The organism is Burkholderia sp. SIMBA_051, assembly GCF_046534915.1.
GTDB lineage: Bacteria > Pseudomonadota > Gammaproteobacteria > Burkholderiales > Burkholderiaceae > Burkholderia > Burkholderia ambifaria.
Window position 1 is genome coordinate 752122 of record NZ_JAWRXS010000001.1, and the last position, 26472, is coordinate 778593.

The 26472-nt window shown below is 69.4% G+C and carries 27 protein-coding genes; 15 read left to right on the top strand and 12 right to left on the bottom strand.

Annotated elements, in window-relative coordinates:
* Positions 1–40: 40 nt before the first annotated feature.
* Positions 41–1594: an ATP-binding protein gene (locus tag SB771_RS03285; protein WP_175662304.1), complete on the bottom strand. Its 1554-nt coding sequence runs from the start codon at positions 1592–1594 to the stop codon at positions 41–43.
* A gap of 141 nt (positions 1595–1735) precedes the next feature.
* Between SB771_RS03285 and SB771_RS03290 the strand changes: the two genes are divergently transcribed.
* Genes SB771_RS03290 through SB771_RS03310 form a run of 5 tightly spaced genes read left to right on the top strand, consistent with a single transcriptional unit; the run spans position 1736 to position 5868 of the window.
* Positions 1736–2929 (top strand): acyl-CoA dehydrogenase family protein, encoded by a 1194-nt coding sequence (locus tag SB771_RS03290; protein WP_126226582.1) that lies wholly within the window; start codon positions 1736–1738, stop codon positions 2927–2929.
* A 53-nt stretch (positions 2930–2982) separates the two neighbouring features.
* Positions 2983–3360, top strand: coding sequence for a hypothetical protein (locus SB771_RS03295; protein WP_011660268.1), 378 nt, complete (start codon positions 2983–2985; stop codon positions 3358–3360).
* An 8-nt stretch (positions 3361–3368) separates the two neighbouring features.
* Positions 3369–3911, top strand: a complete 543-nt coding sequence (locus tag SB771_RS03300; protein WP_175662305.1) for a nuclear transport factor 2 family protein — start codon at positions 3369–3371, stop codon at positions 3909–3911.
* Positions 3912–3943: 32 nt separating this feature from the next.
* A complete protein-coding gene (locus SB771_RS03305; RefSeq protein WP_175662384.1) occupies positions 3944–5068 on the top strand; it encodes an amidase in 1125 nt (374 codons plus the stop codon).
* A gap of 56 nt (positions 5069–5124) precedes the next feature.
* Positions 5125–5868, top strand: a complete 744-nt coding sequence (locus SB771_RS03310; RefSeq protein WP_175662306.1) for an SDR family NAD(P)-dependent oxidoreductase — start codon at positions 5125–5127, stop codon at positions 5866–5868.
* Between the two features lie 49 nt (positions 5869–5917).
* Here SB771_RS03310 and SB771_RS03315 read toward each other — a convergent pair whose 3' ends face one another.
* Entirely contained in the window at positions 5918–6550 is a 633-nt protein-coding gene (locus tag SB771_RS03315; RefSeq protein ID WP_175662307.1) for a response regulator transcription factor, read from the bottom strand.
* Positions 6551–6883: 333 nt separating this feature from the next.
* Between SB771_RS03315 and hpaC the strand changes: the two genes are divergently transcribed.
* Positions 6884–7429: a 4-hydroxyphenylacetate 3-monooxygenase, reductase component gene (hpaC, locus tag SB771_RS03320; RefSeq protein WP_175662308.1), complete on the top strand. Its 546-nt coding sequence runs from the start codon at positions 6884–6886 to the stop codon at positions 7427–7429.
* Between the two features lie 62 nt (positions 7430–7491).
* On the opposite strand, the gene SB771_RS03325 is transcribed toward hpaC, so the two are convergent.
* Positions 7492–8739 carry a YbfB/YjiJ family MFS transporter gene (locus SB771_RS03325; protein ID WP_175662309.1) on the bottom strand — a complete coding sequence of 416 codons (1248 nt, stop codon included), beginning with the start codon at positions 8737–8739 and terminating at the stop codon, positions 7492–7494.
* 644 nt (positions 8740–9383) lie between these two features.
* Here SB771_RS03325 and SB771_RS03330 point away from each other — a divergent pair.
* Positions 9384–9506, top strand: a complete 123-nt coding sequence (locus SB771_RS03330; RefSeq protein WP_006752127.1) for a hypothetical protein — start codon at positions 9384–9386, stop codon at positions 9504–9506.
* 58 nt (positions 9507–9564) lie between these two features.
* Positions 9565–10518 (top strand): leucyl aminopeptidase, encoded by a 954-nt coding sequence (locus SB771_RS03335; RefSeq protein WP_175662310.1) that lies wholly within the window; start codon positions 9565–9567, stop codon positions 10516–10518.
* Between the two features lie 8 nt (positions 10519–10526).
* On the opposite strand, the gene SB771_RS03340 is transcribed toward SB771_RS03335, so the two are convergent.
* Together SB771_RS03340 and SB771_RS03345 are read right to left on the bottom strand one after the other, a co-directional pair.
* Entirely contained in the window at positions 10527–11036 is a 510-nt protein-coding gene (locus tag SB771_RS03340) for a GNAT family N-acetyltransferase (RefSeq protein ID WP_175662311.1), read from the bottom strand.
* A 40-nt stretch (positions 11037–11076) separates the two neighbouring features.
* Complete coding sequence (locus SB771_RS03345) at positions 11077–12135, bottom strand: AraC family transcriptional regulator (protein ID WP_175662312.1); 1059 nt, start codon at positions 12133–12135, stop codon at positions 11077–11079.
* A 144-nt stretch (positions 12136–12279) separates the two neighbouring features.
* Between SB771_RS03345 and SB771_RS03350 the strand changes: the two genes are divergently transcribed.
* Genes SB771_RS03350 through SB771_RS03360 form a run of 3 tightly spaced genes read left to right on the top strand, consistent with a single transcriptional unit; the run spans position 12280 to position 16620 of the window.
* On the top strand, positions 12280–12429 hold the full coding sequence (locus tag SB771_RS03350; RefSeq protein WP_175662313.1) for a hypothetical protein: 150 nt from the start codon (positions 12280–12282) through the stop codon (positions 12427–12429).
* 26 nt (positions 12430–12455) lie between these two features.
* Positions 12456–14183, top strand: coding sequence for a GMC family oxidoreductase (locus tag SB771_RS03355; RefSeq protein WP_175662314.1), 1728 nt, complete (start codon positions 12456–12458; stop codon positions 14181–14183).
* Positions 14170–16620: an alpha/beta hydrolase fold domain-containing protein gene (locus tag SB771_RS03360; RefSeq protein ID WP_175662315.1), complete on the top strand. Its 2451-nt coding sequence runs from the start codon at positions 14170–14172 to the stop codon at positions 16618–16620. Before SB771_RS03355 ends, SB771_RS03360 begins: the two co-directional genes overlap by 14 nt.
* A gap of 158 nt (positions 16621–16778) precedes the next feature.
* Here the strand turns inward: SB771_RS03360 and SB771_RS03365 are convergent, their stop codons facing one another.
* Positions 16779–16925: a hypothetical protein gene (locus tag SB771_RS03365; protein WP_175662316.1), complete on the bottom strand. Its 147-nt coding sequence runs from the start codon at positions 16923–16925 to the stop codon at positions 16779–16781.
* Between the two features lie 256 nt (positions 16926–17181).
* Here SB771_RS03365 and SB771_RS03370 point away from each other — a divergent pair, with 256 nt between their 5' ends.
* Positions 17182–17514, top strand: coding sequence for a type II toxin-antitoxin system RelE/ParE family toxin (locus SB771_RS03370; RefSeq protein WP_011660253.1), 333 nt, complete (start codon positions 17182–17184; stop codon positions 17512–17514).
* Positions 17511–17840, top strand: a complete 330-nt coding sequence (locus SB771_RS03375) for an addiction module antidote protein (protein ID WP_006752118.1) — start codon at positions 17511–17513, stop codon at positions 17838–17840. The genes SB771_RS03370 and SB771_RS03375 overlap by 4 nt, the downstream gene beginning before the upstream one ends.
* Before the next feature lie 15 nt (positions 17841–17855).
* On the opposite strand, the gene SB771_RS03380 is transcribed toward SB771_RS03375, so the two are convergent.
* Positions 17856–19874 (bottom strand): VTT domain-containing protein, encoded by a 2019-nt coding sequence (locus SB771_RS03380; protein WP_175662317.1) that lies wholly within the window; start codon positions 19872–19874, stop codon positions 17856–17858.
* A gap of 102 nt (positions 19875–19976) precedes the next feature.
* Positions 19977–20429, bottom strand: a complete 453-nt coding sequence (locus tag SB771_RS03385) for a hypothetical protein (RefSeq protein ID WP_175662318.1) — start codon at positions 20427–20429, stop codon at positions 19977–19979.
* Positions 20430–20735: 306 nt separating this feature from the next.
* Between SB771_RS03385 and SB771_RS03390 the strand changes: the two genes are divergently transcribed.
* Positions 20736–21383 carry a response regulator transcription factor gene (locus SB771_RS03390; protein ID WP_165752503.1) on the top strand — a complete coding sequence of 216 codons (648 nt, stop codon included), beginning with the start codon at positions 20736–20738 and terminating at the stop codon, positions 21381–21383.
* Positions 21380–23167, top strand: coding sequence for a sensor histidine kinase (locus SB771_RS03395; RefSeq protein WP_175662319.1), 1788 nt, complete (start codon positions 21380–21382; stop codon positions 23165–23167). Before SB771_RS03390 ends, SB771_RS03395 begins: the two co-directional genes overlap by 4 nt.
* 64 nt (positions 23168–23231) lie before the next feature.
* Here the strand turns inward: SB771_RS03395 and SB771_RS03400 are convergent, their stop codons facing one another.
* The 4 genes from SB771_RS03400 to SB771_RS03415 all read right to left on the bottom strand — a co-directional run bounded on the left by SB771_RS03400 (position 23232) and on the right by SB771_RS03415 (position 26344).
* The gene (locus SB771_RS03400; protein ID WP_175662320.1) at positions 23232–23531 is read right to left on the bottom strand and encodes a type II toxin-antitoxin system RelE/ParE family toxin; all 300 of its coding nucleotides are present in this window, start codon (positions 23529–23531) and stop codon (positions 23232–23234) included.
* Positions 23528–23803: a YlcI/YnfO family protein gene (locus tag SB771_RS03405; RefSeq protein WP_166726023.1), complete on the bottom strand. Its 276-nt coding sequence runs from the start codon at positions 23801–23803 to the stop codon at positions 23528–23530. The genes SB771_RS03400 and SB771_RS03405 overlap by 4 nt, the downstream gene beginning before the upstream one ends.
* A 112-nt stretch (positions 23804–23915) precedes the next feature.
* A complete protein-coding gene (locus SB771_RS03410; RefSeq protein WP_175662321.1) occupies positions 23916–25226 on the bottom strand; it encodes an MFS transporter in 1311 nt (436 codons plus the stop codon).
* Positions 25227–25327: 101 nt separating this feature from the next.
* Entirely contained in the window at positions 25328–26344 is a 1017-nt protein-coding gene (locus tag SB771_RS03415) for an ABC transporter substrate-binding protein (protein WP_175662322.1), read from the bottom strand.
* Positions 26345–26472: the final 128 nt, after the last annotated feature.

Consider the following 26472-nt stretch of genomic DNA (forward strand, 5'->3'; position numbering starts at 1 on the left):
GTCGCAGTCATGCCGTGACGCACATGAAGCAACGCGGCGGCTACGCCTGCGCGTCGGCGAGCGGCAGCGTCACGCGACAGTCGAGCCCGCCGCCTGCGGCCGGGCTCGCGCCGATGCGGCCGCCGTGACGCGTGACGATGCTCTTGCACAGCGACAGCCCGATCCCGTTGCCGCCGGCCTTCGACGACGAGAAGCCGTCGAACAGCCGGTCGTGCGCCCCTTCGGCGACACCGGGGCCGTTGTCGATCGCGCGCAGTTCCGCCTGCCCGTCGACGTTCGCGGTGCCGAGCGTCAGCGTGCGCGGCGTGCGCTCGCAGCCGGCGAACGCCTCGATCGCGTTGAAGGCGAGGTTGAGCACCACCTGCCCGATCAGCACACGCTCGCAGCGGATCGGCAGCGGCGCATCGGCCTGCACGATCGCGACCGTCACGCCCGCCTCCTTCGCACGCAGCTCGATGAAATACGCGACGTCGGCGAGGATCTCGCGCAGGTCGGCGAGCGCGACGACCGGCTCGCGCTTCACGATGAACTCGCGCACGCTCTTGATGATCAGCGCCGCATGCTCGGCCTGCCGGTCCGCGCTGCGCAGCCCCCAGATCGCATCGTCGACGGCGCCGCGCGCATTCAGCCGCCGCACCGCGCCCTCGATGAAGTTGCGCACGGCCGCGAGCGGCTGGCTCAGCTCGTGCGCAATCACGCTCGCCATCTCGCCCATCGCGTTGTAGCGGCCCGCGTATTCGAGCATGCGCGCTTCCGCACGCCGTGCGTCCTCGACCGCGACTTCGTCGCTCACGTCGCGAAACTGCACGAGCAGCCCGTCGAGATCGCCTTCGATCTCGACCTGCCGGCACAGGATGCGCAGCCAGCACGTCGAACCGTCGCGCCGCACGATCCGGTAGCGCTGCGGCTCGGACGGGCACGCCGACGGCGCATCGCGCAGCTGCGCGACGAGCCGGTCGCGGTCGGCCGCGCTGCAGTAGTCGAGCACCTCGCCGAGCGCTTCGTCCGGCGCGAGCCCGAGCACGCGCCGGCCCGACTCGCTGATGAACTGCACGCGGCTCTGTGGCGTGACGACCGCGATCCCTTCGTCGAGATCCTGCATGAACTCGCGCAGCCGCGCCTCGTAGCGGCGCAGTTGCTGGCGCACCGCCTCTTCCGCGCTGATGTCGCGGAACTGCACCATCACGACGTCGCGCCCGCGCAGCGGCACGTAGGTGGCGGTCGCCTCCGACAGCATGTCGACGCCCGTGCGCGACCGGTAGCACCACTCGTACACCTGCGGGCCGTCGACGAGCGCGCGATCCCACGCGCTTACGGCGATCTCGCGGCGGTATTTCGGTTCGGGACGCGTCATGTCCTGCGCCTTCAGCGGCAGCAGCTCCTCGACGGAAAAACCGAGCGCGATGCACGCGGCGCGGTTCGCCCACACGATCGCCCGGGTCTGCGCGTCGTGCAGCAGCACGCAGGTGGTCAATGCGTCGAGCAGCCGGTGGAAATCGTCTTCGTCGGGAAAACTCATGATCGGATTCGGATGAAGGCGCGCGGCGTCGCGCGACCGGATGTCCAACATAGCACCGGCGTGCGCGGCCCGCATCTGAAGATTTCTTTAGTCCGGCACGGAGCGACACCAGTCACGCGGCCCTACGCACCAATTGCTGCGGGTTTTCGACGTTTCTAGACTAGGCCCATGCATCGTCTTGCCCCCGCAACCGAACCCCATCCCCAGGAGACCGCCATGCCCAACGCCGCCCTCGCCATCGACGCCGCGTCCCCCTCGCCGCACGCGGTCCGTGAAGCGGCCGCGCGGGTGTCGCCGCTCGACGCCGTGATCGAGACCGTGGCCGCGCGCCGCGACGAATTCGACCGCCTGTCGCACGTGCCGCGCGACGTGATCGCGCTGTTCAAGGAAGCCGGCATCTATCGCGCGGGCACGCCGCGCCGCTTCGGCGGCGACGCGCTCGCGCCGGGCGCGTTCCTCGACATGATCGAGCGGATCGCGACCGCCGACGGGTCGGCCGCGTGGGTCGCAAGCTTCGGCTCGGCCAACGTCTATCTCGCCGCGCTGCCGCTCGCCACGCAGGCCGAGCTGTACGCGAGCGGCCCCGACCAGGTGTTCGCGGGCGGGCTGTTCCCGGTGCAGCCGGCGCAGGCGGCCCCCGGCGGCTGGCGCGTGAACGGCACGTGGAAATTCGCGAGCGGCTGCAAGGGCGCCGACTGGCTCGGCGTCGGCATCGCGGTGCCCGGCGCGCAGGACGCCGCGCCGAACAAGCCGCGCACGGCCGTGTTCCGTGCCGCCGACGTCGAGATCGTCGAGAACTGGAGCGTGGTCGGCATGCAGGGCACCGGCAGCCACGACCTGCGCGTCGACGATCGCTTCGTGCCCGAAGCGTGGACCTTCGTGCGCGGCGGCGAGGCAACCGTCGACGAGCCGCTGTACCGCTATCCGACCGTCGCGTATGCGGCGCAGGTGCTCGCCGTGGTCAACCTCGGGCTGGCCCGCGCGGCGCTCGACGTCGCGAACCGGATGTCGGGCGGCCGCCAGACGACCACCGGCGCGCCGCGCCTCGCCGACCGCGCGTATTTCCGCATCGAGCTCGCGAAGGCCGAAGCGCAGTTGCGCTCGGCGCGCGCGTTCTTCTACGACGCGACCGACTCGGTCTGGCAATCGATCCTCGCGGGGAACCCCGTCACGCCCGAGCAGGTCAGCCTGCTGAGGCTCGCCGCCACGCACATCGCCCGCGAAGGCGCGAGCGTCGTCGAGCGCGCGTATCGCCTCGGCGGCACGGCCGCGATCTATCGCACGCATCCGCTGCAGCGCCTGCTGCGCGACGCGATGGTCGTCACGCAGCACGCGTTTCTCGGCGAAGGCAACTTCGACGGCGCGGGCGCGGTGTTCACCGGCGTCACGCCGTTTCCCGGCTATCTGTAATTCGCGTCGCTTCGCCGCGACGCCGCTCAACCCATTCTTCAGGAGAACCTGTCATGTCCGATTCGAATCCGCTGCCGCTGCGCGTGCTGTTCTGCTGCGGCGTGTCGCAAAACTTCTTCGACCTGCCGCGCGAGAAGATCGGCGAAGTGTGGCAAGCGTACGGCGCGATGCTCGCCGCCGTCGAGGCGATGCCCGGCGTGCGCGTGCTCGGCGTGATGGATGACGACCGCCTCGTCGTCGGCCAGGCCGACGGCGCGCCGTGGACGTTCTACATCATGGCCGACGTCGCCGACTTCGACACGACGGTCGCGGTCTGCAACCTGTATCGCACGACGCCCGTCGGCGAATACAACCTGTGGCGCTACGGCAAGATCGAGGCGCGGGTCGGCCGTGCGCTGACCGTGCCGCCGGCCGCGCGCCCCGCGTCGTGAGGCGCGCGATGACCGGCTCCGATTCGGCCCGCTCGATCGAAGTGCTTGAAACGCTCGGAGCACTTGAACGGCGCGTGGCGACGCTCGACGCAGAACGCGCGGTGCGCGCGACGATCACGCGCTACATGGCGCTGTGCGACGTGCCCGAGGATGCCGGCGACGGCCCGGCGCTCGCCGCGCTGTTCACGGCCGATGCGGTGTGGGAAGGCATCGGCCCGCAGTACGCGCGGAAGTTCGGCCGCCTCGAAGGCACGGACGCGATCGTCGCGATGCTGCGCCGCTATCTGCCGCCCGAGCCGCATTTCGCGGCGAACCTGCACTTCCTGACGTCGGAGTCGATCGACGTCGGCGCCGATCTCGCGACCGCGCGCGGCCGCTGGATCATGCTGCAGGCGTCGCGCCATGTGGACGGCACGGCCGAGCTGATCGCCGCGCGGCTGACCGTCGATTTCGCGCCGGCCGACGGCGGCACCGCGTGGCTGATCCGCCATTTCCGCACCGAGCGCGTGCTCGACGGCCCGTGGCCGCTCGCCGCCGCGTCGCGGCCTTGAACCTCTTCACTGCGCTCGCGCGCCATCGCACCATGACAGGCTTCATCGACACCTTCACGCTGGGCGGCCCGGGCCCGACGATCGCGATCAAGGACACGATCGACATCGCCGGCCATCCGACCCGCGCGGCCAGCCGCGCGCTCGCCGATGCGCCGCCCGCCGCGCGGCACGCGGACGTGGTCCGCCTGCTGCTCGACGCCGGCTGGCAGATCGCCGGCAAGGCGAACATGCACGAGCTCGCGTTCGGCATGACCGGCATCAACGACTACACCGGCACACCAGTCAATCCGCAGGATCCGACGCGCATTCCGGGCGGCTCGTCGAGCGGCTCGGCGTCGCTCGTCGGGCTCGGCGTCGTCGACACCGCACTCGGCACCGACACCGGCGGCTCGATTCGCGGGCCGGCCGCCTGCTGCGGCGTGGCCGGGCTCAAGCCGACGTTCGGCCGCGTGTCGCGGCGCGGCGTCGCGCCCGCCGACACCACGCTCGATTGCGTCGGGCCGTTCGCGCGCGACGTCGATACGCTCGCGGCCGTGATGGCCGCCATCGCACCGGGCTTCGACCGCGCGCGTGCAGCCGCGCCCGTTGCCGGCTGCACGATCGCGCACGTGATCGTCGATGCCGACGCGGCCATCGTCGCCGCGCTCGACACGGCGCTGCGCGCGTCGGGCCTGCGCGTGCGCGAAGCCGTGCTCGACGAGCTGCCTGCCGCGTTCGCGGCGGGGCTCGCCGTCATCAACGCGGAAACGTCGCGCGCGTTCGGTCATCTCGTCGCGACCGGCAAGCTCGGCGCCGATCTCGATGCGCGGCTGCGCACGGCCGCGACGACGACACCGGCCGCGCTCGACGAAGCCGAAGCCGTGCGCGCGCGCTTCACCGCGCAGGTCGATGCCGCGCTCGAACATGCGGACGTGCTGGTGCTGCCGACGCTGCCCGCGTTGCCGATCACGCTTCAGCAGGCACGCGACGGTGTGTCGGTGATTGCGATGTCGTCGCTGATCCGGCCGTTCAACCTGAGCGGTCACCCGGCGCTCAGCCTGCCGCTGCCGCTTGCGGGAACGCCGCTGAAGGCCGGCTTGCAGATCGTCGGACGCAAGGGTGCGGACGAACAGGTGTGCGCCGTCGCCGCGCACTTCGAGGCGGCGCTCGCCGCATGAACCACGATGCGGGCGCCGCTTCGGCCATGCGCCCGCGAACCAGGGAATCACGCACCATGTCAGATCGAGTCGTCCTCGTCACCGGCGCCGCGCGCGGGCTCGGCGCCGTCATCGCCGAACGCTTTCACGCGGCCGGCTATCGCGTCGCGCTGGCCGACATCGCCGCCGACGCCATTCAAGCGCACGCGCGCGAACTCGACCCGAGCGGCGAACGCGCGATCGCGCTGCCGCTCGACGTCACGTTGAAGCGCGACTTCGAAGCCGCGCGCGATGCGCTCGTCGCGCGCTGGGGCACGATCGACGTGCTCGTCAACAATGCCGGCGCGTCGAAGGTCGTGCCCGCGATGGAGATCACGGCCGAGCAGTTCGATCAGGTGATCGACGTGAACCTGCGCAGCGTGCTGTTCGGTTGCCAGGTATTCGGCCAGTACTTCGCGACGCGCGGCGCGGGCCGCATCGTCAACATCGCGTCGCTCGCCGGACAGAACGGCGGCTCGGCGACGGGCGCGCACTATGCGGCAGCCAAAGGCGGCACGCTGACGCTGACCAAGGTATTCGCGCGCGATCTCGCCGCGCACGGCGTGACCGTCAACGCGATCTCGCCGGGCCCGCTCGACTTGCCGATCGTGTACGAGAGCGTCGCGCCGGAAAAGCTGCGGCAGGTGCTCGCGAGCCTGCCGGGCGGCAAGCTCGGCTCGGCCGGTTTCGTCGCGGATGCGGCGGTGCTGCTCGCGTCGGGCGACGCGCATTTCGCGAACGGCGCATGCTGGGACATCAACGGCGGGTTGTACATGCGTTGAGCGTTGAACGTGGCGCGCTTCGGCGCGCATTCGCGCAGCTAGCCAGCAGCTAGCGCGGCGTTTCGTTGTCGCCGCCCCACACGACCATCACGTCGCGCACGAGCGCGGCGATCGACGTCGCGCCGAGCTTCTCCTTGATGCTCGCCCGATGCACGTCGACGGTCTTCACGCTGATCGACAGGTCCGACGCGATCTGCTTGCTGCCCTTGCCGTCGACGACGCCGCGCAGGACTTCCTTCTCGCGCGCGGTCAGCGCATCGAGCCGCTGGCGCAGCTCGCGGTGATGCCGGTCGACCGCGTGCCGCTGCTGCGCGAGCCGCAGCGCGCGTTGCACGCGCTCGAGCATCTGCTGCGAGTTGTACGGCTTCTCGACGAAGTCGATCGCGCCGTTCTGCAGCGCGCGCACCGACATCGGAATGTCGCCGTGCCCGCTGACGAAGATCACCGGCAGCGTCGCGCCGCGCGCATTCAGCTCCGCCTGCACGTCGAACCCGCTTTTCTCCGGCATCCGCACGTCGAGCACCAGGCACGCGGGCAGGTTCACGTCGAAGCGCGCGAGAAAATCGGCGGCATTCGCGAATCCTTCGGACGTGATGCCGACCGATTCGAGCAACCACGCGAGCGACGTCCGCATGCCGCTGTCGTCGTCGACGATGTATACGATCGGAGCGGGTGACGTCATCGGGGTGTCTCGCAAAATATCGGTATCGGTATCGCACGCGCCGCATGTCACGCAAGCGTCGTTCGTCGGGGGTATGCGGCACATCATAACGAGCCGAAAATGCGCTGAATACCCCTTCACGTGCCGCGCGAACGCCCGATCGCACTTTTTTTCGCGCGCCGCGCCGCGCATCTAGGTAGAACCTTTAGACGCGTTGGCGGGAACGCCAGCTTCGGCATCAATCGTGCGAATGTTCGCCGGCTTTTTCGTGACGTACGCTTGGATCATCGTCGACGATCCGATGCCGCATCGATACCATGCACGATCGCCGCACTCATCCAATCAGGAGCGCCCATGTCCGCCACGACCGACACCCCGCAACCGGCGCGCGCCGAACCGACCGACGCGCAAAAGGCCTTCCGGCAAGCGATGGCCCACCTCGGCGCGGCCGTCAACGTGATCACCACCGCCGGGCCGCACGGCCGGTGCGGAATCACCGCGAGCGCCGTCTGTTCCGTCACCGATGCGCCGCCGACGCTGCTCGTGTGCCTGAACCGGTCGAGCGCGATGCACGCGATCTTCGAGCGCAATCGGCACGTGTGCATCAACGTGCTGCCGGCCGAGCACGAACTGCTCGCGCGGCATTTCGCGGGGCTCACCGAGTTGCCGATGGAGCGCCGCTTCGAGCTGCCGGTGTGGGATCGCGGCGAGCAGGACGTGCCCGTGCTGCGCGACGCGCTCGCGAGCCTGCAGGGGACGATCGCCGAGATGAAGGAAGTCGGCTCGCATTCGGTGATGTTCATCGAGGCGACGTCGATTCGTGTGCGCCACGACGGCGACAGCCTCATCTACTTCAGCCGCGCGTTTCATCGCGTGTCGCGCACGGCCTGTGTGCGGTGACCTGCCGCTGACGACCGGCAACACACGTTCGCAAGCCCGTCCTTGATCGGCATGAACAGACCCTAGGACGCCCGCAGCGCGCGCTGCCCGGCCGCGAGCGCCGCACCCGCGAACAGCGTCAGTGCCGAATACACGAGCCCGCGCGCGAGTCCCGCGCTGTCCGACACCCAGCCGATCGCGACGGGGCCGGCGATCTGCCCGAACGCGAAGACCGTCGTGAACGCGCTGATGCCTTTCGCCCAGCCTTCCGGCGGCAGGTTGTGACGCACGAACGCGGTGGTCGCCGCGACCGCCGACAGGAACGTCGCGCCGAACAGCACGCCCGACGCGAACGCGGCCGCCGGATGCACGAACAGCGCCGGCATCAGCGTCGCGACGCCGAGCAGCGCGTTGAGCACGGCCAGCGCCTGGCCGCCGCGCATCCGGTCGAGCAGCCCCGACCACAGCCGCGCCGACACGACGGTCGCGACGCCAAGCGTCACGTAGAACGCGGACACGACCGTCCCGCTCATCCCCGCGCCGCGCAGCAGCGCGACGATGAATGTCATGTAGCCGATATAGCCGACGCCGAACAGTCCGTAGCCCGCGAGCGCGAGTGCGAAGCGCGCGGGATGCGCGGTGGCGGCCGGCGCGATGCCGTCGCGCGGCGCGGCCGGTGCCGCGTGCGCGCGCTCGATGCGGCGTGCCGCCGACACGGCTACAGCGGAGAACAGCACGCACCCGAACGCGAGCGCGAACCACGCGGGTTGCCAGCCATGCGCGCGAGGCACGAGCGTCGCCGGCACGAGCAGCGACGACGCGACGATGCCCCACCCCGTGCCGCCGTAATAAAGCCCGAGCAGGAGCCCCGCATCGCGCGGCGCAGCAGACGCGAGCCGCGCGGCCAGCACGCCGCCGCTGATGAAGATCAGCGCGCTGCCGACGCCCGTCGCGAGCCGCTCCACGAGCAGCGCGTTCATCCCGGACGTGAGCCCGCATGCGGCCATCAGCAGCGCGGTCAGCGCGCAGCCGGCCGCCAGCAGCGTGCCCGTGCGCCAGCGCCGCGACAGGAACGGGAAAATGAGCGCGCCGATCAGGTAGCCGGCCGCGTTCGCGGTGTTCAGCGCGCCGGCCTGCGCGAAGGTCCAGCCGAGATCGGCCTTCATCGGCGGCAACAGCAGTGCATACGAGAAGCGTGCGAGGCCGAGCGCGATCGCGCTGCCGAGCGACAGGCAGATCGCGAGCCGCCATGCGGCCATGCGGTCGGGTTCGGTGGCGCTCGCGTCCGGCCGTGCTCGGCCGGCGTGCTCCGGTTGCGGTGCTGCGCGCATCGCGGTGTCTCCATCGTCGTTTTTCGAGGCCGACCCGGGCCGATGCCCGGGGCCTGGGTTCCGCAACGCCGACGCGGCTTTGACTGCCATGGGCCGTGGGCCGTGACGTCGTCGCTGTGGATTCCGTGTTATGGCGGGCGCCGGTCCCGACTGCTCGACCCGGTGCGCCGATCGACCGATGATACTTGACCGGCCGACGAGCGCTGCTTGCACCGTCAGCAGCGATACCGTACGTCGCCCGCAAACTAGCCCGTCAAGCCGCTCGGCAAGGCGCTGCTGGGTTGAAACCGGTAACGGCCCGGCGACGCATCCATCGTTCGCGAATGATAAAAAACGAAACGATCGATGCAATTGGACTCCGGATTTAAAAAATCACGCGAATCGATTTATCGATCATGCCCTGATATTCAATAAAAAATCGCGGCCGTCGAAATTCGATTCACTCGCGTCGATCGCACGATGTGCAGCGAACTCGCTTGTTTAGCATGCTTTGGCTAAAAACCTTGCGACGCATTGCATTCGGTAAATCGTCAGACTAATATCGACGCCACTCGCCCGGTATTCAAAAAATTCCGGATGAGGGCGGTAATCCCTTTACCGCGCTTTCATGTTGAATCACTCATGTTCACCACAGGAGAATTGACATGCAGGAAACCCGGCAAATCGAATTGCTTGACTGGATGCAGGAAGACACGCACCCCGAAGCCGTCGACATGATGGTCGAGGATGCCGTGGTGCCGTTCGGCACCGCGCTCTGGCCGGTCTGAGCGGCCAGCCCGTTCTCGCGGAAGGGCTGCGGCCCTTCCGCCGCTTCCGGAGACACGCATGCTGAACCTGCATCGCGCGCTGGGCTTTCACCCCGCGCTGCGCGACAAACTCGCACGCGGCGAGACGGGACAACTGCTGGTCGGCTACGACACCCGCAACCGCGACACCGCATTGCGCGCGTTTTCCGCCCTGCCCGACTCGCTCGACGCGACCACCCTCTGCCTCGAAAGCACCCCGCCCGCGGAAATCACCGCCGCACTCTCGCACGCCGACCTGTTCGTGCTGCTGTACGACTCTTCGTGCCTGCCGACGCCGTCACCGAGCGGCCCGCCGTTCCTGGCCGCGATCCGTCCCGCGATCGTCGAGCACTGGAGCAAGTCGGTACTGTTCAAGGATTACGGCCCGCATCTCGACGAGGCGTTCGCCGAATCGCTCGACGACATCGCCGCGCGCAACGGCCGGCTGATCGACGCGGCCTCTCGCGCGTCAGAGATCAGCTTCATCGACGAAGCCGGCAACACGCTGACCGGCTCGCTCGCGCCGGACCAGAAATGGACGAGCGTGGACGGGATGGGCAATCTCGACGTCGTGCCCGGCGAAATCGCGACGCACGTCACCGACCTGCACGGCTCGATCGTGTTCAGCGGTACGTTTCTCGGCACCGTGCCGTTCGCGATCAAGTACCGTGTGGCGGAGCGGCTCGCGACGCTGCATGTCGAAGACAGCCTGATCGTCGATTTCGACAGCGACGACGCGGGCTTCCGGCGCGACTTCACGTCGTATCTCGACCGGCACGACAATCACCGGCGCATCGAGGAATTCGGCATCGGCACGAACCTGGGCATCCGCGGGCTGTACGGCCGCAACGCCGGGTTCGAGGAACGCCATCCGGGCCTGCATCTCGGCCTCGGCGGCGGCGCGAACGGCAGTCATCACCTCGACCTGATCTTCGCGCGCGGCACGCTCGCGTTCGACGGGCAGGTCGTGTTCGACGGCGCGTTCGCCGTCTGAGCGTGGAATCAGGCTTCGGCGGCCGCCGCGTCGCCGAGCCACTTGAACATCACGAGGCAATCGACGAAGCCGAGCCGCGCATGACGATACGCGCGCGGCAAGCGGCCGACGATCTCGAAGCCGAGCTTCTGCCACAACGCGACCGCCACGTCGTTCGTCGCGACCACCGAGTTGAACTGCATCGCGAGGAAGCCGCGTTCGCGCGCCACCTGCTGCGAGTGCTCGCACATCAGGCGCGCGACGCCCTTGCCGCGCGCGGCCTCGGCGACCATATAGCCGCAGTTGCACACGTGATTGCCGGGCCCGGCCGCATTCGCCTTCAGGTAGTACGAGCCGAGCAGCACGCCGTCCTCCTCGGCGACCCACGTGCACAGCGGCGCATCGAGCCACAGCGCGCGGGCAGCTTCGCGCGTCGGCGCCGGATCGAATGCGTAGGTCTCCTGCGCGGCGACGATCGCGTGGTAGGTGGGCCAGAAGCGGGGGAAGTCGTCTTCGGTCATCGGGCGAAGCGTGATCATGCGGGTTCTCTCGCGAAAGGGTTGGGGGAGGCGCGTGGCGCTACGCCGCGTTGGTGCGGGCGCCGTCGCGCAGCAGGCCGCTGCGATAGGTGCCCGGCGGCACACCATACCAGCGCTTGAACGCCTGCGAGAAACTCGACAGGTCGCTGAAGCCGAGCCGCTCGGCGACTTCCGTCAGCGACAGGTGCGCATCACCGAGCAGCGTCTCGGCCATCGCGCCGCGCGCCTGCGCGAGCAGCGTGCGGAACGTCGTGCCTTCCTCCTGCAGCCGGCGCTTCAGCGTGCGCGGGCTCGTGTTCATCAGCCGCGCGATGTCGTCGAGCGAGAACGGCACGTTGCCGGGCGTCGCCGTCAGGTATTGCCGCACCATCTCCGACGTGCCGACCCGCGCGCGCCGCGCCTCGACCAGCTGCACGCACATCTGCTCGCACATCGAGACCGTCAGCGGGTTCGCATGCGGCAGCGGCCGGTCGAGAAACCCGCGGTCGAACGCGACGCTGTTCGCACGCGCGCCGAACGCGGGTTCGACACCGGCGATGCGCGGGGCGGGCGCGCGTGTGGACGCGGATGCGCTCGCCGCGCTCGCGGCCTGCATCGTGAAGCGCGACAACGCGAAATCGTCGCCGCCGATTTCCTGCAGCAGCACGACGGCGGCCGTCATGTCGCGTTCGACGAGGAACCGGCTCAGGTCGGCATCGAGCTCCGGCGCGCCGAAATTGAGCACGCACGTATGCGCTTCCTCGCGGTACGTGATCACCGTGAACGCATACGTGAGCGGCAGGAAGCGCATCGCGAGTGCCAGCGCGTCGCGCGTGGTCGCGCTCGCGATCAGCCCGTAGCCCCACACGCCGTATGCGGAGAAGTGATAGCGCTGCCCGACCTCGAACCCGAGGCCCGGCGCACGCCCGAGCGCGCGCAGCAGATTGCCGGTCAGCCGCAGTTCCTGCGCGGCCGTCACCTCGACGTTCGGATCGTCGAGCTGCGCGTCCGCGAGGCCCGTGCCGGCCAGCAGCTTCGTGCGCGACACGCCGCGCTCGTCGCCGAAATCGACCAGCAGCCGGGCACTGGCCGGACTCCGGGTGAAGTCCCAGAAGCTCATGCGGAGAAACCCTCGAAGCGCCGATTTGGCCCAAATACTAAAACAATTGTCCCGAAGCAGCATTGGTGTTTTCCCATGCGGCCCGCACCATCGGCGTCATCAGTCGTCGCCTGAACGACACCCACGCCCCCCGGAGGAGACACCATGCGACCGAGTCGCCCGACCGATCTCGCGGCCCGCTTCGAACGCCAGCGCGAAGCATTCGCCCGCGACCCCGCCCCGCCGCTCGCGATCCGCCTGTCGCGGCTCGATCGCCTGCGCGCGCTGACGCGGTGGCTGCCGCGCATCGCATGATCCATCGACCATCGGGAGACGATTCCTTGAGCAAGACTTTCGACTACATCGTCGTCGGCGGCGGTTCGGGCGGATGCGTCGTCGCAGGGCGACTGACCGCGGACCCGGCCGTGACCGTCTGCGTGCTCGAGGCCGGCGGCCGCGGCGACAACGCGGTCGTCAACGTGCCGACCGGCTCGGTCGAGATGCTGCCGACCCGCGTGAACAACTGGGCGTTCGACACCGTGCCGCAGCCCGGACTCGGCGGGCGCATCGGCTATCAGCCGCGCGGCAAGGCACTCGGCGGTTCGTCCGCGATCAACGCGATGGTCTACATTCGCGGCCATCGCGTCGATTACGACGGCTGGGCCGCGCTCGGCAACGAAGGCTGGTCCTACGACGACGTGCTGCCGTACTTCCGCCTGAGCGAGCACAACGAGCGCTTCGACGACGCCTTTCACGGCCGCGACGGCCCGCTGTGGGTCAGCGACCTGCGCACCGACAACCCGTTCCATGCGCGCTATCTGGAAGCGGCGCGGCAGGCCGGCCTGCCGCTCACCGACGACTTCAACGGCGCGCAGCAGGAAGGCGTCGGCATCTATCAGGTCACGCAGAAGCACGGCGAGCGGTGGAGCGCGGCGCGCGCGTATTTGCTGCCGCACGTCGGCCGGCGCGACAACCTGACGGTCGAAACGCACGCGCAGGTATTGCGCATCCTGTTCGACGGCACGCGTGCGACGGGTGTCGAGCTGCGGCAACACGGCGAAGTGCGCACGCTGCACGCCCGGCGTGAAGTCGTGCTCGCGGCCGGCGCGCTGCAGACGCCCCAGCTGCTGATGCTGTCGGGTGTCGGTCCGGCCGGCGAACTGCAGCGGCTCGGCATTCCGGTGCGCGCCGACCTGCCCGGCGTCGGCCGCAACCTGCAGGATCATCCGGACTTCATCCTCGGCTACCGCACACGCAGCGTCGACACGATGGGCGTGTCCGTGCGCGGCGGCCTGCGCATGCTGCGCGAGTTCGCGCGCTTTCGCCGCGAACGGCGCGGGATGCTGACGTCGAATTTCGCGGAAGGCGGCGGCTTCCTTAAAACGCGGGCCGGTCTCGATGCGCCCGACATCCAGCTGCACTTCGTCGTCGCGCTCGTCGACGATCACGCACGCCGGCTGCACGTCGGCCACGGGCTGTCGTGCCACGTGTGCCTGCTGCGACCGCGCAGCCGCGGCTCGGTCACGCTGCATGGCACCGATCCGCTCGCCGCGCCGCGCATCGACCCCGCGTTCTTCGACGACCCGCGCGACCTCGACGACATGGTCGCCGGCTTCCGGCTCACGCGCCGGCTGATGGCGGCACCGGCGCTTGCCGAATGGATCACCCGCGACCTGTTCACCGCGAACGTCACGACCGACGACGAGATCCGCGACGTGCTGCGCCGGCGCACCGACACCGTGTATCACCCGGTCGGCACCTGCCGGATGGGGCGCGACGCGCTCGCCGTCGTCGATCCGCAATTGCGCGTGCACGGCCTGCAGGGGCTGCGCATCGTCGACGCGTCGATCATGCCGACGCTGATCGGCGGCAACACCAACGCGCCGACGATCATGATCGCCGAGAAGGCCGTCGACCTGATCCGCGGCGTGCGGCGCGTGCCGGCATGCTCGTCGGCCGACACGGCGCGCGAACCGGCCGCCGCGCCGGTGCACCGCGACCCCGTTTATGCAGCGTGCGCGCCGCACGATGCGATCCAGCCCGAGGAGATTCGCCATGTCGTCGCCTGAAACGTCACGTCCCGCCGAACCGGCCGCGCCGCTGTCGGCGATCATCATCGGCGCCGGCTTCGCCGGCGTCGGCATGGCCGTCGCGCTGCAACGCGCCGGCATTCACGACTTCGTGATCGTCGAACGCTCGCACGACGTCGGCGGCGTGTGGCGCGACAACCGCTACCCGGGCGCCGCGTGCGACGTGCCCTCGCATCTGTACTCGTTCTCGTTCGAACCCAATCCGAACTGGTCGCGCGTATTCGCGCCGCAACCTGAAATCCATGCGTACCTGCAGCACTGCGCGCGCAAGTACGGTCTTGCACGCCATCTGCGTTTCGGCGCCGAGGTCGAGCGCGCGCAGCATGACGAGGCCCGTGCGCTGTGGCACGTCACGCTCGCCGACGGCACGACGCTCAGCGCCGCCGTGCTCGTCAGCGGCACCGGCCAGTTGAGCCGCCCCGCGATGCCCGACCTGCCCGGCATCGACACGTTCCGCGGCCGTGCCTTCCACTCCGCGCACTGGGATCGCGACTATCCGCTCGGCGGCAAGCGCGTGGCGGTGGTCGGCACCGGCGCATCGGCGATCCAGTTCGTGCCCGCGATCGCCGCCGACGTCGAGCGCCTCGTCGTGTTCCAGCGTTCGCCGGCCTACGTGATGCCGCGTCCGGATCGCGCGTATCGGCCGTGGGAGCAGGCGCTGTTTCGCCGGCTGCCGTGGGCGATGAAGCTGCATCGCGCATCGATCTACCTGCGCTACGAGTCGCGTGCGATCGCCTTCACGCGGCTGCACGGGTTGATGGATGTCGCGGTCGGCCGGCCGTTCCGCAAGCTGCTCGCGCGCGACGTGCGCGACCCGGCGCTGCGCGCGCAGCTCACGCCCGACTATCCGATCGGCTGCAAGCGGGTCCTGCTGTCGAGCGACTATCTCGCCGCGCTCGACCGCGACAACGTCGAGCTCGTCACGCAGCGCATCCGGCGCGTGACCGAGACCGGCATCGAAACCGACGACGGCGTGCACCATCCGGTCGACGCGATCGTCTACGGCACCGGTTTCGCGGCGACCGCGTTCCTGTCGCCGATGCGCATCACCGGCCGCGACGGGCTCGACCTGAACGATGCATGGCGGCGTGGCGCGCAGGCGTATCTCGGGCTCACCGTGCCGGGCTTCCCGAACTTCTTCATGCTGTACGGCCCGAACACCAACCTCGGCCACAACTCGATCGTCTACATGCTCGAGAGCCAGATCGCGCACGTGATGCGCTGCGTGCGCGCGATGCGGCGCAACGGCGCGACGGCGATCGACGTCGACCCGCGCCGCTACCAGCGCTTCAACGCGCACGTGCAGCAGCGGCTCGCGGGTTCGGTGTGGAGCGGCTGCAAGAGCTGGTATGTCGATGCATCGGGCCACAACAGCACGAACTGGCCCGGCTTCACGCTGACCTATCGATGGATCACGCGCTTCACGGGGCTGTCCGCGTATCGCTTCACGCAGCCGCTGCCCGGCACGGCCACGCCGACGCACGGCGCCGTCGTCGCGCCGCCCGCCGGTCGCGTGGAAGCGCTCGCCGCCGCCTCGCTGCGCGGCTTTCTGAGCGTCGCGTTCCGGCCGCTGATCGGGCCGCCGTTCGGCGCGCGCATGCAGCGCCGCGTCGTCGCGCTGCTGTCGCCGCTGATGCCGGGCGCGGGCGGCACGCTGCGTTACCGGACGTCGGCCGCCGGCGTGCCGGTCGAAGTGATCGCGCCGAAGCGCGGCGACGCGGGCGGCGCGATCCTCTACCTGCACGGCGGCGCGTTCTGTCTCGGCGGCCCGCACACGCATCGCGGCGTGACGACGCGGCTCGCGACCGAAGCCGGCCTGCCGGTGTGGGTGCCCGACTACCGGCTCGCGCCCGAGCATCCGAGCCCGGCGGCCCTCGACGACGCGCTGGCCGCATACGATGCGTTGCGCGCGCTGGGCTATGCGCCGCACCGGATCGCGATTGCCGGCGATTCGGCTGGCGGCGCGCTCGCGCTGGCGCTCGCCATCGCGCTGCGCGAGCGTGGCGAACCGGCTGCCGCCGCGCTGCTGCTGATCTCGCCCGTGACCGACCCGGCACTGGGCGGCGACACGCTCGCGTCGCGCCGCCACGACGATCCGATGATCCGTCGCGGCTGGCTCGAACAGGGGTTGCGCTGGTATCACGGGAGCGGCTCGGTAGCGCCGCGCGGCCCGCTCGACACCGACTTGCGCGGGCTGCCGCCGATCCTGGTGCAGGCCGGCGACCAGGAAGTGCTGCTGTCGGATGCGCAGCGACTGGCGGCGCATGCGCTCGCGTGCGGCGTGCCGTGTCGGCTGGAGATTCATGCCGCGCGCTGGCATGTGTTTCATCTGCAGGCGTTCTATCTGCGCTCGGCGCGGGACGCGTTGCGGACGCTGGCGGGGTTTGCCGCGCAGCGGGTGGCTGCGACCGCGTAGTGAGGCCGGTGATCGAGGCGGTGGGGCGCGGCTTTGGCGCCATGCCGTCTCCGCGCGTCGTTCGATGCGACGGAACGCGAACGATATCAAGCATGCCGATGTGATCGTGACGATGAGCGACAAGCACACGGAGAAGGTGCTCGCACTCTGGCCGCGCGCTATCCGTCGGCCGACGGCAAATTGTTCACGCCCGCCGGATACGCGACCGGCGAGCACAAGGACGTGCCCGACGCGTGAAGCAAGTCGGCCGGCTTCCACGACTCGGTGACCGCATAGCTCGACGCGACGAGCAATCCCTCCTCCATACGGTGTGTGTCCTCACGCCCCGATGCGATCGGCCATTCGGCCGAATCGTCATCGCATGTCCCGAATGAAAGAATGATCGTCGTTCGGGAAGCCAGCTTCATCGCCCGAAACCCCACGTCGCGAAAGCGCTCTGCAGGCATTCCTGCGCAGCGCCCTTGCCTCGTGCTTCGTCCAGATTCGGCAGTCGGCCCGCGTATGCGTCACTTCACGCCATCCCGGCGATATCCCTTTCCTTCATGTAGCTTATAAGTTACAATGCTCTCCAAGTTCGAACTGCTTCGCTATCAGCGCGACGACGGTCGCGAGCCTTTCACCGAATGGCTGAACACCGTCCGCGACAAAGTCATCCAGGCACGGATTCGCGAACGCCTGCGCCGCGTTGAGACCGGCAATTTCGGCGATTGCGAGCCTGTCGGCGAAGGCGTGATCGAACTGCGCATCCACGTCGGTGCCGGCTATCGCGTGTACTTCGGCCGGTACGGCAGCGCGCTGATCCTGCTGTTGTCCGGCGGCGACAAGCGCAGCCAATCCGACGACATCAGGCGTGCGCACGAACACTGGTTGAACTGGAAACGGAGGCAAATGTGAACAAGCTCAAAGGCGCGGTCTCGCACCACGACGCGGAAGTCGCCGAACTCGGTGCCGACCGCGAGCTGGCGGTGGCCTATCTGCGCGTCGCGATGGAATCGCTCGACGATCCCGACAACCGCGCGGCCGCGCTGCTCGCGCTGCGCACGGTCGCGGAAGCATACGGCGGGCTCGGCGCGGTCGCAGCCGAAGCCGGCATCAGCCGCGAATCGCTGTATCGCACGCTGTCGCCCAACGGCAACCCGACGCTGAAAACCCTGCTCGCGGTGCTCAAGACGGTCGGCCTGCGCCTGTCCGTCGTCCCCGCGCAACCGGCGCACGCCTGACGCGTTGCGCGCGCTTCAAGGCTGCACCATCCACACGAGCGTCATCGCGGGCGGCGCCGCGCTCATCCCCGCCGGCGGCCGCTCGATCGTCGGCTCGACCTTCAGCGCCTGCGCGATCGTCGCCGCATCGTCGAGCGGCGTCGTGCGCACGACCGTCATCACCCGCGCGGGCCGATGCAGCGTCTCGCGATACAGCGCGCCGTACCACAGCGGCCGCATGCCGAGCGCATCCTGCAGCACGTACGGATAACGCCATAGCCGCAGCACGAGGCGGCTGTCCGGATGGGCCGCGTCGACGCGCACGAACACCCGGCGCGTGCTCTCGCCGTGCGTGTAGCGCGGCAGCACGGGCAGCGTCTCGGCCGGCGCCTGCGGCGACAGCCAGTGCAGCGCGGTGGCGGGCGACCACGGCGTCGCGCGCTGCCAGCCGGCCAGCGACAGATGGCGGTCGAGCGTGTCCGACGTCGCGCACCATTGCAGCGGCAGATATTCCTCGCGATCGCCGCCGATCTCGGTGCGCCGCGTCGGCACGCGCTGCCAGCCGCCACGCATCCACTGGTCGACGGTCATCGCGACGACGTCGCCGACATGCGGACGCGCCGCGCGATCGAGCTGCCACTGCGCGGGCACGGTCCACACGCCGGCAGTGGCGAGCACGACGAGCACCGCGACGAGCGCGCCGCGCGGCTGCACGTGTTCGTGCACCCGCCAGTACGCATGGGCGCCCGCCAGCACCGCGAACCACGCGAGCCCGAGGCACCAGCCCCCGAGCAGGCCCGACAGCCACGTATCGCCGACATAGAGCCGCGCGAAGCCCCCGAGCACGATCCACAGCACGACCGCCGTCACGACCGGGATCCGCCACGACGCGGGCCGCTCGCGCGTCAGCACCCAGCCGATGCCGCTGCTCGCGAGCATCGCGAACGCCGCGTCGGCGTCGGGCAGCGCCACGTGCAGCGCGCCGGGCGGCAGGCTCGCGGGCGACATGCCGGGCACGCCGGCGCCGAACGCAGGCACGAGCACGACCGCGATGCCGAGCGTCGCGAGCCACCACGCGGACGTCACCCAGCAGCGATGGATCATCAGCCAGACGAGAAACGCGGCCGCGACGATCAGCCCCGTATCGTGTCCGTGCAGCACCGCGAGCGCGCGCATCGTGGCGTCCACGGGCGGCGTGCGCAGGTTCTGCAGGAACGCATACAGCGCGATGTCCGCGTGCGTCAGCGGATCGTTCGCGACGACGTCCTGCACGATGCCGGCGAACAGCCACACGCAGCCGAGGAACAGCAGCGCGAACACGGGCACCGCGCCCGGCAGGCGGCGCACCTTGCCGATCGCGTCGTGCAGCCACGCGCCGAAGCGCGGCCAGCGGCGCGCGGATGCATGCACGGCCGCGCCGGTCGCTTGGCACAGCAACGGCCAGCCGCGCCGCAGCGCCAGGCGCACGCCGACCCACACGAGCGCGACCAGCGCGGCGACCACCAGCAGGATCGCGGCGACCCGCACGCTGATTGCCGCGGCCAGCGCCGCCGACGCGCCGAACACGATGCCCGGCGCGATGTGCACGGGTGCCCAGATCAGCGCCGACACGGCGTTGACCGGATAGAACGACCGGCGCGGCAGCGTCGCGCAGCCGACCACGACCGGCACGACCGCGCGCAGCGGTGCCAGGAAGCGCGCGAGCACGATGCTCTTCATTCCGTGGCGCAGTACGAACTGCTCGCCGCGCGCATAGGCGTCCGCGTAGCCGAGCCGCACCCAGCCGTTGCGAATCGCGCCGCCATAGCGGCGGCCGATCTCATAGCTGATGCCGTCGCCGACGATCGCACCGGCGGCCGCGACGCCGATCGTCGTCCAGCCGTCGAGCGCGCCCGCGCCGATCAGCGTGCCGGCCGCGAACATCACGGCGCCGGCCGGCACGACCGTGCCGATCAGCGCGATCGCCTCCGCGCAGGCGGTCACGAACACGACCGCCAGCACGAGTAGCGGATGCGCGCCGATCGCGCCCAGCCATGCGTGGATCGTGTCGCTCATCGCGGGTCGCGCGGCGTGGCGGCGCGGCGTGTCCGCACCGGGCCGGCCATGGCGTGGGGAAGGTTCATCGGCGGGTGTGTATGTTCGTGCGGGCCGGTCGCATCAGTCGAACTCGTGCTGCCGCGCATCGGCCTCGAGCGGCGCATCGTGGTAGCCGACGGTCGCGATCTCGTGCAGGTAGCGCGCGAGAAACGCGCCGATCGACCCGGCTTCCTCGTACTGATGCACATGGCGGAATTCATGCGTGAGCAGACGCCGCGTGTCGTGGCCGCGCAGCACGAACACCGCATGGCCGAGCGTGAGGCCGATCGTCCCCGGCCGCAGCAGCCCGGTGTCGCGCGCGATCGCGCCCAGCGCCGGCGTGTCGGGAAACGGCAGTTGGTCGCCGACCACGATGCGGATCCGCTCCGGTTGCGCGACGCCCACGATGCGCGCGTCGTCGGCCTGCGCGGGCGTGAGCGGCACGCCCAGCGCGAGCCCGTGCGCCGCCTGCGCGTCGGCCCACGCGACAGCGTCGGGCAGCGCGGACGGCAGGATGTCGGCGAGATCGATCATCGTGGAGGCTCCTCGGGTCGCGACAGGGCAATCAGGCACCAGTTTATCTCTGAATCAGGGCGGTCCGCGACACACACGGCTCGCCGCGCGGCAGCGACGCCTCGGGAATACCCGCCCCATCTGGCCCTATCGCCTGTACCATTTCTCGCTGATTATTTCGTTTCGAGACACACTCCACACCTCAATGTCTCAAAAATTTACCGAAGGTGCACCTTTTCCGGCTTCGGCGGAATATATTGGTCAGAAGAACGGCCGCGGCGGCAACCGGCGGAACGGCCCGCGGCGGCATCCCGAAGAGGAACGCTAGTGATCAGGATAATTCTGGCTGACGATCACGCAGTCATGCGGGACGGACTGCGTCACATCCTGGAAACGGCCGGCGGTTTCGAAATCGTCGGCGAGGCGAGCGACGGCACGGCCGCGCTTGCGCTGGCCGAGCGTGGCGACGCCGACGTGCTGCTGCTCGACCTGTCGATGCCCGGGCCGACCGGTATCGAGCTGATCCGGCTCGTCAAGACGCGCGCGCCGGCGCTGCGCATGCTGGTGCTGACGATGCATGCGGAGGCGCAGTACGCCGCGCGCGCGTTCAAGGCCGGCGCGACCGGTTACCTGACGAAGGACAGCGCGACCGCCGAGCTGGTCCAGGCCGTCACGAAGGTCGCGGCGGGCGGCGTCTACGTGAGCCCGCAGGCGGCCGAAAGCCTCGCGCGCACGCTGCGCGCGCCGGTCGAAATGCTGCCGCACGAACGGTTGTCGGCGCGCGAACTCGACGTGATGCGCCGCATCGTCGCGGGCCAGACGGTCACGCGGATCGCGTCGGAACTCACGCTGAGCGCGAAGACGGTCAGCACCTACAAGACGCGCATCCTCGAGAAGATGGAGCTGCCGCACGAAGCCGCGCTGGTGCGCTACGCGGTGCGCCACGATCTCGACCTCGGCGTCGACGACGCATGATGCCCGCATTCCGCTTGCGCGCCCCGACCACCGACGACGACGACGCGCCGGATCCATCGCACCTGTTCATGTCGTCGCTGCCGCCCCGCCGGCAGGAGCGACGGCTCGCGATCGCGATGGTGATCGTGTCGGCCGTGATCTTCGTCGCGCTCGCGCCGTTCGCGGGCGTGCCGCTTGCTCGCGTGTGGGGCTTCATTCCCGTGTACCAGTCGGCGATCGTCGTCAACGACATGGTGACGGCCGGCCTGCTGCTCGGCCAGTTCGCGATCCTGCGCGAGAAATCGCTGCTCGCGCTCGCGGCCGGCTACCTGTTCACGGGGTTCATGGCCGGCACGCACATGCTGACCTTTCCGGGGCTGTTCACGCCGACCGGCCTGCTCGGCGCGCGCGAGCAAACCACCGCGTGGCTTTATCTGTTCTGGCACGGCGGCTTTCCGCTGGCGGTCGCCGCGTACGTGCTGCTGCGCGCGACGCCGCGCGCCCGCCCGCCGTCGCTCGAGCGGCGCCGCGCGACGCTTCCGGTGCTGCTCTGCATCGTCCTGACGGCCGCCGCGACCGGCGCGCTCGCGCTGCTCGCGACCGCCGGCCATGACCTGCTGCCGCGCATCATGCAGGGCAACCGGATGGCCGCGACGATGACGACCGCGATCACGATCGTCTGGGCGTTGAACCTGGCCGCGCTCGTGCTGATGTGGCGGCAGCGGCGGCGCCATTCCGTGCTCGATCTGTGGGTGATGATCGTGCTCGTCGCGTGGCTGTTCGACATCGCGTTGTCGTCGATGCTGAACCACGGGCGCTTCGATCTCGGCTTCTACGCGGGGCGCACCTACGGCCTGGTCGCGTCGGGCGTCGTGCTGTTCGCGCTGCTGTTCGAGAACGGCCGGCTGCATGCGCAGACGGTGCGTGCGCTCGCCGGCGCGCGCTATCAGCACCTGCTCGTCGTGCAGAAGAGCGCGCAGCTCAACGACGCGAACGAGCGGCTCGAGCAGCGCGTCGCGGCCCGCACCGCGCAGTTGAGCGCGTCGAACCGCGACTTGCGGCGCGAAGTCGAGGAACGGGTGCGTGCGGAGCGGGCGCTGCAGGCGTCACGCGAGGAGCTGCGCGAGATCGCGGCGATCAGCGCGAGCGCACGCGAGGCCGAGCAGCGCCGCATCGCGCGCGAACTGCACGACGAACTCGCGCAGACGCTCGCGACGCTGAAGAACGATCTCGAATGGCTGCTCGATCACGTGCCGCAGGACGATGCGCCGCTGGCGCGCAAGATCGCGGCGATGCATGCGCTCGCGCGCGGCGCGGTGACGGCCACGCGGCGCATTGCATCCGACCTGCGCCCGCTGATGCTCGACGACCTCGGGTTCGCGGCCGCGATGCAATGGCTCGTGGAGGATTTCCGGCACCGTCACGGCATGGCGTGCACACTGCGCGTCGAGCCGAGCGAGCTGCAGCTCGACGAGCCGTATGCGACCGCCGTGTTCCGCATCGCGCAGGAAGCGCTCGCGAACGTCGCACGGCACGCGGCCGCGTCGAGCGCGACCGTGGAACTCGTGTACCGGGACGAAACCATTGCGCTGACGATTCGCGACGACGGTGCAGGCTTCGATCCCGGTGCGCGGCGCAAATCGGGATCGTTCGGGCTGGTCGGCCTGCGCGAGCGCGCGTATCTCGTCGGCGGCACGCTACGGATCGACACGACGCTGGGCGTTGGGACGACGGTGGAAGTGGATATTCCGGTGGCGTCCGCGCATGTGGCGATCGCGCATGATGGACGGGGGGCGGCGCGCTGACGCAGGGGGTGACCGATGGCGGCAAGGTCGACAGATTCCGGGCGCCGGCCGCATCGTTCATGCATCAGTGGTAATCGTCTTCCCGCTGATGGCGGACGGCGAGGATCGTGACTTGCTCGGCGGCCTCGACCTCGAACAGCAGGATATAGCCCGATGTGCCGAACGATACGATCAGTTCACGCAAAAACGGATTCCCGGCGTCGATCTTGCGGCACGTGAACGGAAACCGTCGAAGCATCGCTACACCTTGTTCGATCGCTTCCGCCGCATGAGCCGCCGCATCCACATCGCGGTCGAGCAGATATCGATACAGTCGCATCAGGTCGTCACGCGCCGCACGCGTATAGCGGACCCGATAGATCAATCGCCCGCCTTCGTCGCACGCGCGGCTTTCAGCATGTCCTCGAGTTCCACCTGCACGTCCGCGGCATCGACATATTCACCGGTACGTCGCGCCTCGTCGCGCGACGCCAGGCCACGAGCAACAAACTCGTGCTGCAGACGGCGACGCGCAATGCCGTCACGCAGTGCCAACTCCATGAACGCGGATAGCGTCTCGTTTTGCTCGAGAACGGATTCCGCCGCCTCCCGCAACTGCGGATCGACACGCAGTGCAGGCATGGTCGCTGTTTTCATTGCATTCTCCATGCATTACATATGCAATGCATGGTACCACGACTCCTCCGTCGAAGGCAGTCTACCGTTCGGCCAAGCCGGCGCGTCCTGGACAGTGATCCAACCCTGCACATCACGCCCGCACCGCCACCATCCCCCGCTCCGAGCGCGTCCACGCGACCAGCGCGCCGATTCCGAGCAGCGCGAGACACACGATCGGCACGATCATCGGCCCGAACGCGGTGCCCGTCACCTTGCCCGCGAACGGCATCAGGTTCTGGCTGAAGAAGCCGCCGAGGTTGCCGATCGAGTTGATCGCCGCGACACTCGCCGCCGCGCGCGCGCCGGTGAAGTAGCGCGGCGGCATCGACCAGAAACACGGATACAGCAGCGGGATGCACGCGCCGCCGAGCACGAGCGCGACGAAGCGCAGCGGCGTCGACGGCAGCACGAGGCTCAGCAGAAAGCCGAGCGCGCCGAGCGCCGCGACGATCGCGATCGTGCGCAGGATGCTCTTCGCGCGGCGCAGCTTCGACGGCAGCCACACCAGCAGCACCACCGCGAGCGCCCACGGCAGCATGCTCAGGAAACCGTTCATGCTGCTCGACACGCCGAACGATTTCACGAGCGTCGGCAACCAGTACGTGACGCCGTACAGCGACGTCGACATCAGCATGTAGGTCGCCGCGAACAGCATCACGCGCGGATCGAGCAGCGCCTTCCACGGCTGGCCGTGCTCGGCCTGCGCCGGCTTCTCGCGCTCGAGCGCTGCCGCGACGATCTGCTTCTCGCGCTCGTCGAGGAACGGCGCCTCGCGGAACGAGGCCGGCAACACGCGGAACACGACGATCGCGACGATCACGGCCGGGATGCCCGTCGCCACGAACACCCATTGCCAGCCCGCGAGGCCCCACACGCCGTTCAGGCTCAGCAGCACGCCGCCGACCAGCGACCCAAGCATGTTCGCGAGCGCACTGCCGAGCGTGAAGATGCCGAGCACCTTCGCGCGGTAGCTCTGCGGGAACCACAGCGTCAGGTAGTAGATCACGCCCGGATAGAAGCCGGCCTCGGCGATGCCGAGCAGGAAGCGCAGCGAGCAGAACGCCGGCATCGACGTCGTGAAGCCCATCAGCACGGTGATGAGGCCCCACGTCAGCATGATCCGCGCGAGCCACACGCGCGCGCCGTAGCGATGCAGCGCGAGCGTGCTCGGCACCTCGAACAGCAGGTAGCCAATGAAGAACAGCGACGACGCGAGCCCGAACGCGGCTTCCGTCATCCCGAGGCTGTGCACCATCTGCAGCTTCGCGAAGCCGACGTTCTGCCGGTCGATGAACGCGATCAGGAACATCACCACGAGGATAGGCAGCAGGCGCCGCGCGATCTTCGACATGACGCGCTGCTCGTCGGCGGACGCGGGGTCCAGGGTTTCAGTAGCATTCATTAAGGGTTCCTCCATGAATCGGTTGCTTGTCGGTTGAATCGGCGCCGCGCGACGAACGCGCGGGCGCGGTGCAGGTCGATGAAATCGTGGGCTGGCGGCGCTCAGCGTGGCCGGTAGTCGTCGAGCATCGGCGCAAACATCTCGTGCCACGCGCGCGGTTTTGCCTTGATCGTGCCGGCGAGGTACAGGAATTCGACGTAGTCCATCAGCTGGTTCGGCCACACCGAGAACCGCGTGTCCGGCGCGGCGAGCATCCGTATCATGTCGTCGTGCGACACGCCGACACCCGATGACGCCGCATACAGCACGGCCGCCGCGCGCGGATCCTGCACGATCAGGCGGTTCGCTTCGTCGAGCGCGCCGAGAAACGCGGCGGCCAGCGCAGGCTCCGCATCGACGAGCCGCTTCGGCGCGAACACGACGTCGAGCGTCATCGGGCCGAGCACGTCGACCGAATTCACCACGCGATGAATGCCCGGCTGCCGCAATTCGAGCGTCGAGAACGGCGGCGACGTGAAGTGCGCCGTCACACCGTTCTCGCGGCGGATCAGCGCCTGCATCGCCTGCGGATGCGGCAGGTTCACGGTGATCGAATCGAGCTGCGCGAAATGCTTCGCACCGAGTTGCCGGCTCGCGACCATCTGCAGCACGACCGCCGACAGCGACGTGCGGATGCCCGGCACCGCGATCCGGTCGGACGGCGTGAAGTCGCGCAGCGACGCAAGGCCCGGACGGTTCGCATTGAGCGACAGCGATGTCGTCGACAAGCCGCTGATGCCGATCACCTCGACATTCGGAATCCCGCGCGCCCGCGCCCACAGCTCGATGAAGCCCGGCGCGCCGGCCCCCGCGAAGTCGAGCGTGCCGGCCATCATCGCGTCGTTGACGGAATTGCCGCCGTCGAGCAGCACCCAGTCGAGCGCGAGGTCGCGCAGGCCGCGCCGCGCCGCGTGCCGCTCGAACAGGCGCTGCTTCTCCATCACGAGCAGCGGCAGGTACAGCACGCCATAGCCTTTCGAGATTCGCACCGTGCGCGGCTTCGCGCGCACCAGCGACGGCGCGGCGAACGCGCCGAGGCCGGCGGCGAGCAACGCGCGGCGGCGTGGCGACGTCGTCATGCGCACGCCTGCGTGCGGCGCACGGCAAGCGGCCGCGCGGCAGCCGGCGTCACACCTCGCCGAGCATTGCGCCTCGCCTTCGTCGTGCCCGTGACATGCTGCATGTTGCCGTCTCCTCTGGTATTAAT

Excerpts from the sequence above, each read along its gene's own strand:
- SB771_RS03405 (WP_166726023.1), bottom strand. The coding sequence starts at position 23,803 with ATGAAAACAGCGACCATGCCTGCACTGCGTGTCGATCCGCAGTTGCGG.
- SB771_RS03285 (WP_175662304.1), bottom strand. The coding sequence starts at position 1,594 with ATGCGGGCCGCGCACGCCGGTGCTATGTTGGACATCCGGTCGCGCGAC.
- SB771_RS03380 (WP_175662317.1), bottom strand. The coding sequence starts at position 19,874 with ATGAGCGACACGATCCACGCATGGCTGGGCGCGATCGGCGCGCATCCG.
- SB771_RS03340 (WP_175662311.1), bottom strand. The coding sequence starts at position 11,036 with ATGATCACGCTTCGCCCGATGACCGAAGACGACTTCCCCCGCTTCTGG.
- SB771_RS03365 (WP_175662316.1), bottom strand. The coding sequence starts at position 16,925 with ATGGAGGAGGGATTGCTCGTCGCGTCGAGCTATGCGGTCACCGAGTCG.
- SB771_RS03290 (WP_126226582.1), top strand. The coding sequence starts at position 1,736 with ATGCCCAACGCCGCCCTCGCCATCGACGCCGCGTCCCCCTCGCCGCAC.
- SB771_RS03360 (WP_175662315.1), top strand. The coding sequence starts at position 14,170 with ATGTCGTCGCCTGAAACGTCACGTCCCGCCGAACCGGCCGCGCCGCTG.
- SB771_RS03310 (WP_175662306.1), top strand. The coding sequence starts at position 5,125 with ATGTCAGATCGAGTCGTCCTCGTCACCGGCGCCGCGCGCGGGCTCGGC.
- SB771_RS03315 (WP_175662307.1), bottom strand. The coding sequence starts at position 6,550 with ATGACGTCACCCGCTCCGATCGTATACATCGTCGACGACGACAGCGGC.
- SB771_RS03325 (WP_175662309.1), bottom strand. The coding sequence starts at position 8,739 with ATGCGCGCAGCACCGCAACCGGAGCACGCCGGCCGAGCACGGCCGGAC.
- SB771_RS03370 (WP_011660253.1), top strand. The coding sequence starts at position 17,182 with ATGCTCTCCAAGTTCGAACTGCTTCGCTATCAGCGCGACGACGGTCGC.
- SB771_RS03295 (WP_011660268.1), top strand. The coding sequence starts at position 2,983 with ATGTCCGATTCGAATCCGCTGCCGCTGCGCGTGCTGTTCTGCTGCGGC.
- SB771_RS03385 (WP_175662318.1), bottom strand. The coding sequence starts at position 20,429 with ATGATCGATCTCGCCGACATCCTGCCGTCCGCGCTGCCCGACGCTGTC.
- SB771_RS03330 (WP_006752127.1), top strand. The coding sequence starts at position 9,384 with ATGCAGGAAACCCGGCAAATCGAATTGCTTGACTGGATGCAGGAAGAC.
- SB771_RS03300 (WP_175662305.1), top strand. The coding sequence starts at position 3,369 with ATGACCGGCTCCGATTCGGCCCGCTCGATCGAAGTGCTTGAAACGCTC.
- SB771_RS03350 (WP_175662313.1), top strand. The coding sequence starts at position 12,280 with ATGCGACCGAGTCGCCCGACCGATCTCGCGGCCCGCTTCGAACGCCAG.
- SB771_RS03395 (WP_175662319.1), top strand. The coding sequence starts at position 21,380 with ATGATGCCCGCATTCCGCTTGCGCGCCCCGACCACCGACGACGACGAC.
- SB771_RS03305 (WP_175662384.1), top strand. The coding sequence starts at position 3,944 with ATGACAGGCTTCATCGACACCTTCACGCTGGGCGGCCCGGGCCCGACG.
- SB771_RS03335 (WP_175662310.1), top strand. The coding sequence starts at position 9,565 with ATGCTGAACCTGCATCGCGCGCTGGGCTTTCACCCCGCGCTGCGCGAC.
- SB771_RS03415 (WP_175662322.1), bottom strand. The coding sequence starts at position 26,344 with ATGACGACGTCGCCACGCCGCCGCGCGTTGCTCGCCGCCGGCCTCGGC.
- SB771_RS03410 (WP_175662321.1), bottom strand. The coding sequence starts at position 25,226 with ATGAATGCTACTGAAACCCTGGACCCCGCGTCCGCCGACGAGCAGCGC.
- SB771_RS03345 (WP_175662312.1), bottom strand. The coding sequence starts at position 12,135 with ATGAGCTTCTGGGACTTCACCCGGAGTCCGGCCAGTGCCCGGCTGCTG.
- hpaC (WP_175662308.1), top strand. The coding sequence starts at position 6,884 with ATGTCCGCCACGACCGACACCCCGCAACCGGCGCGCGCCGAACCGACC.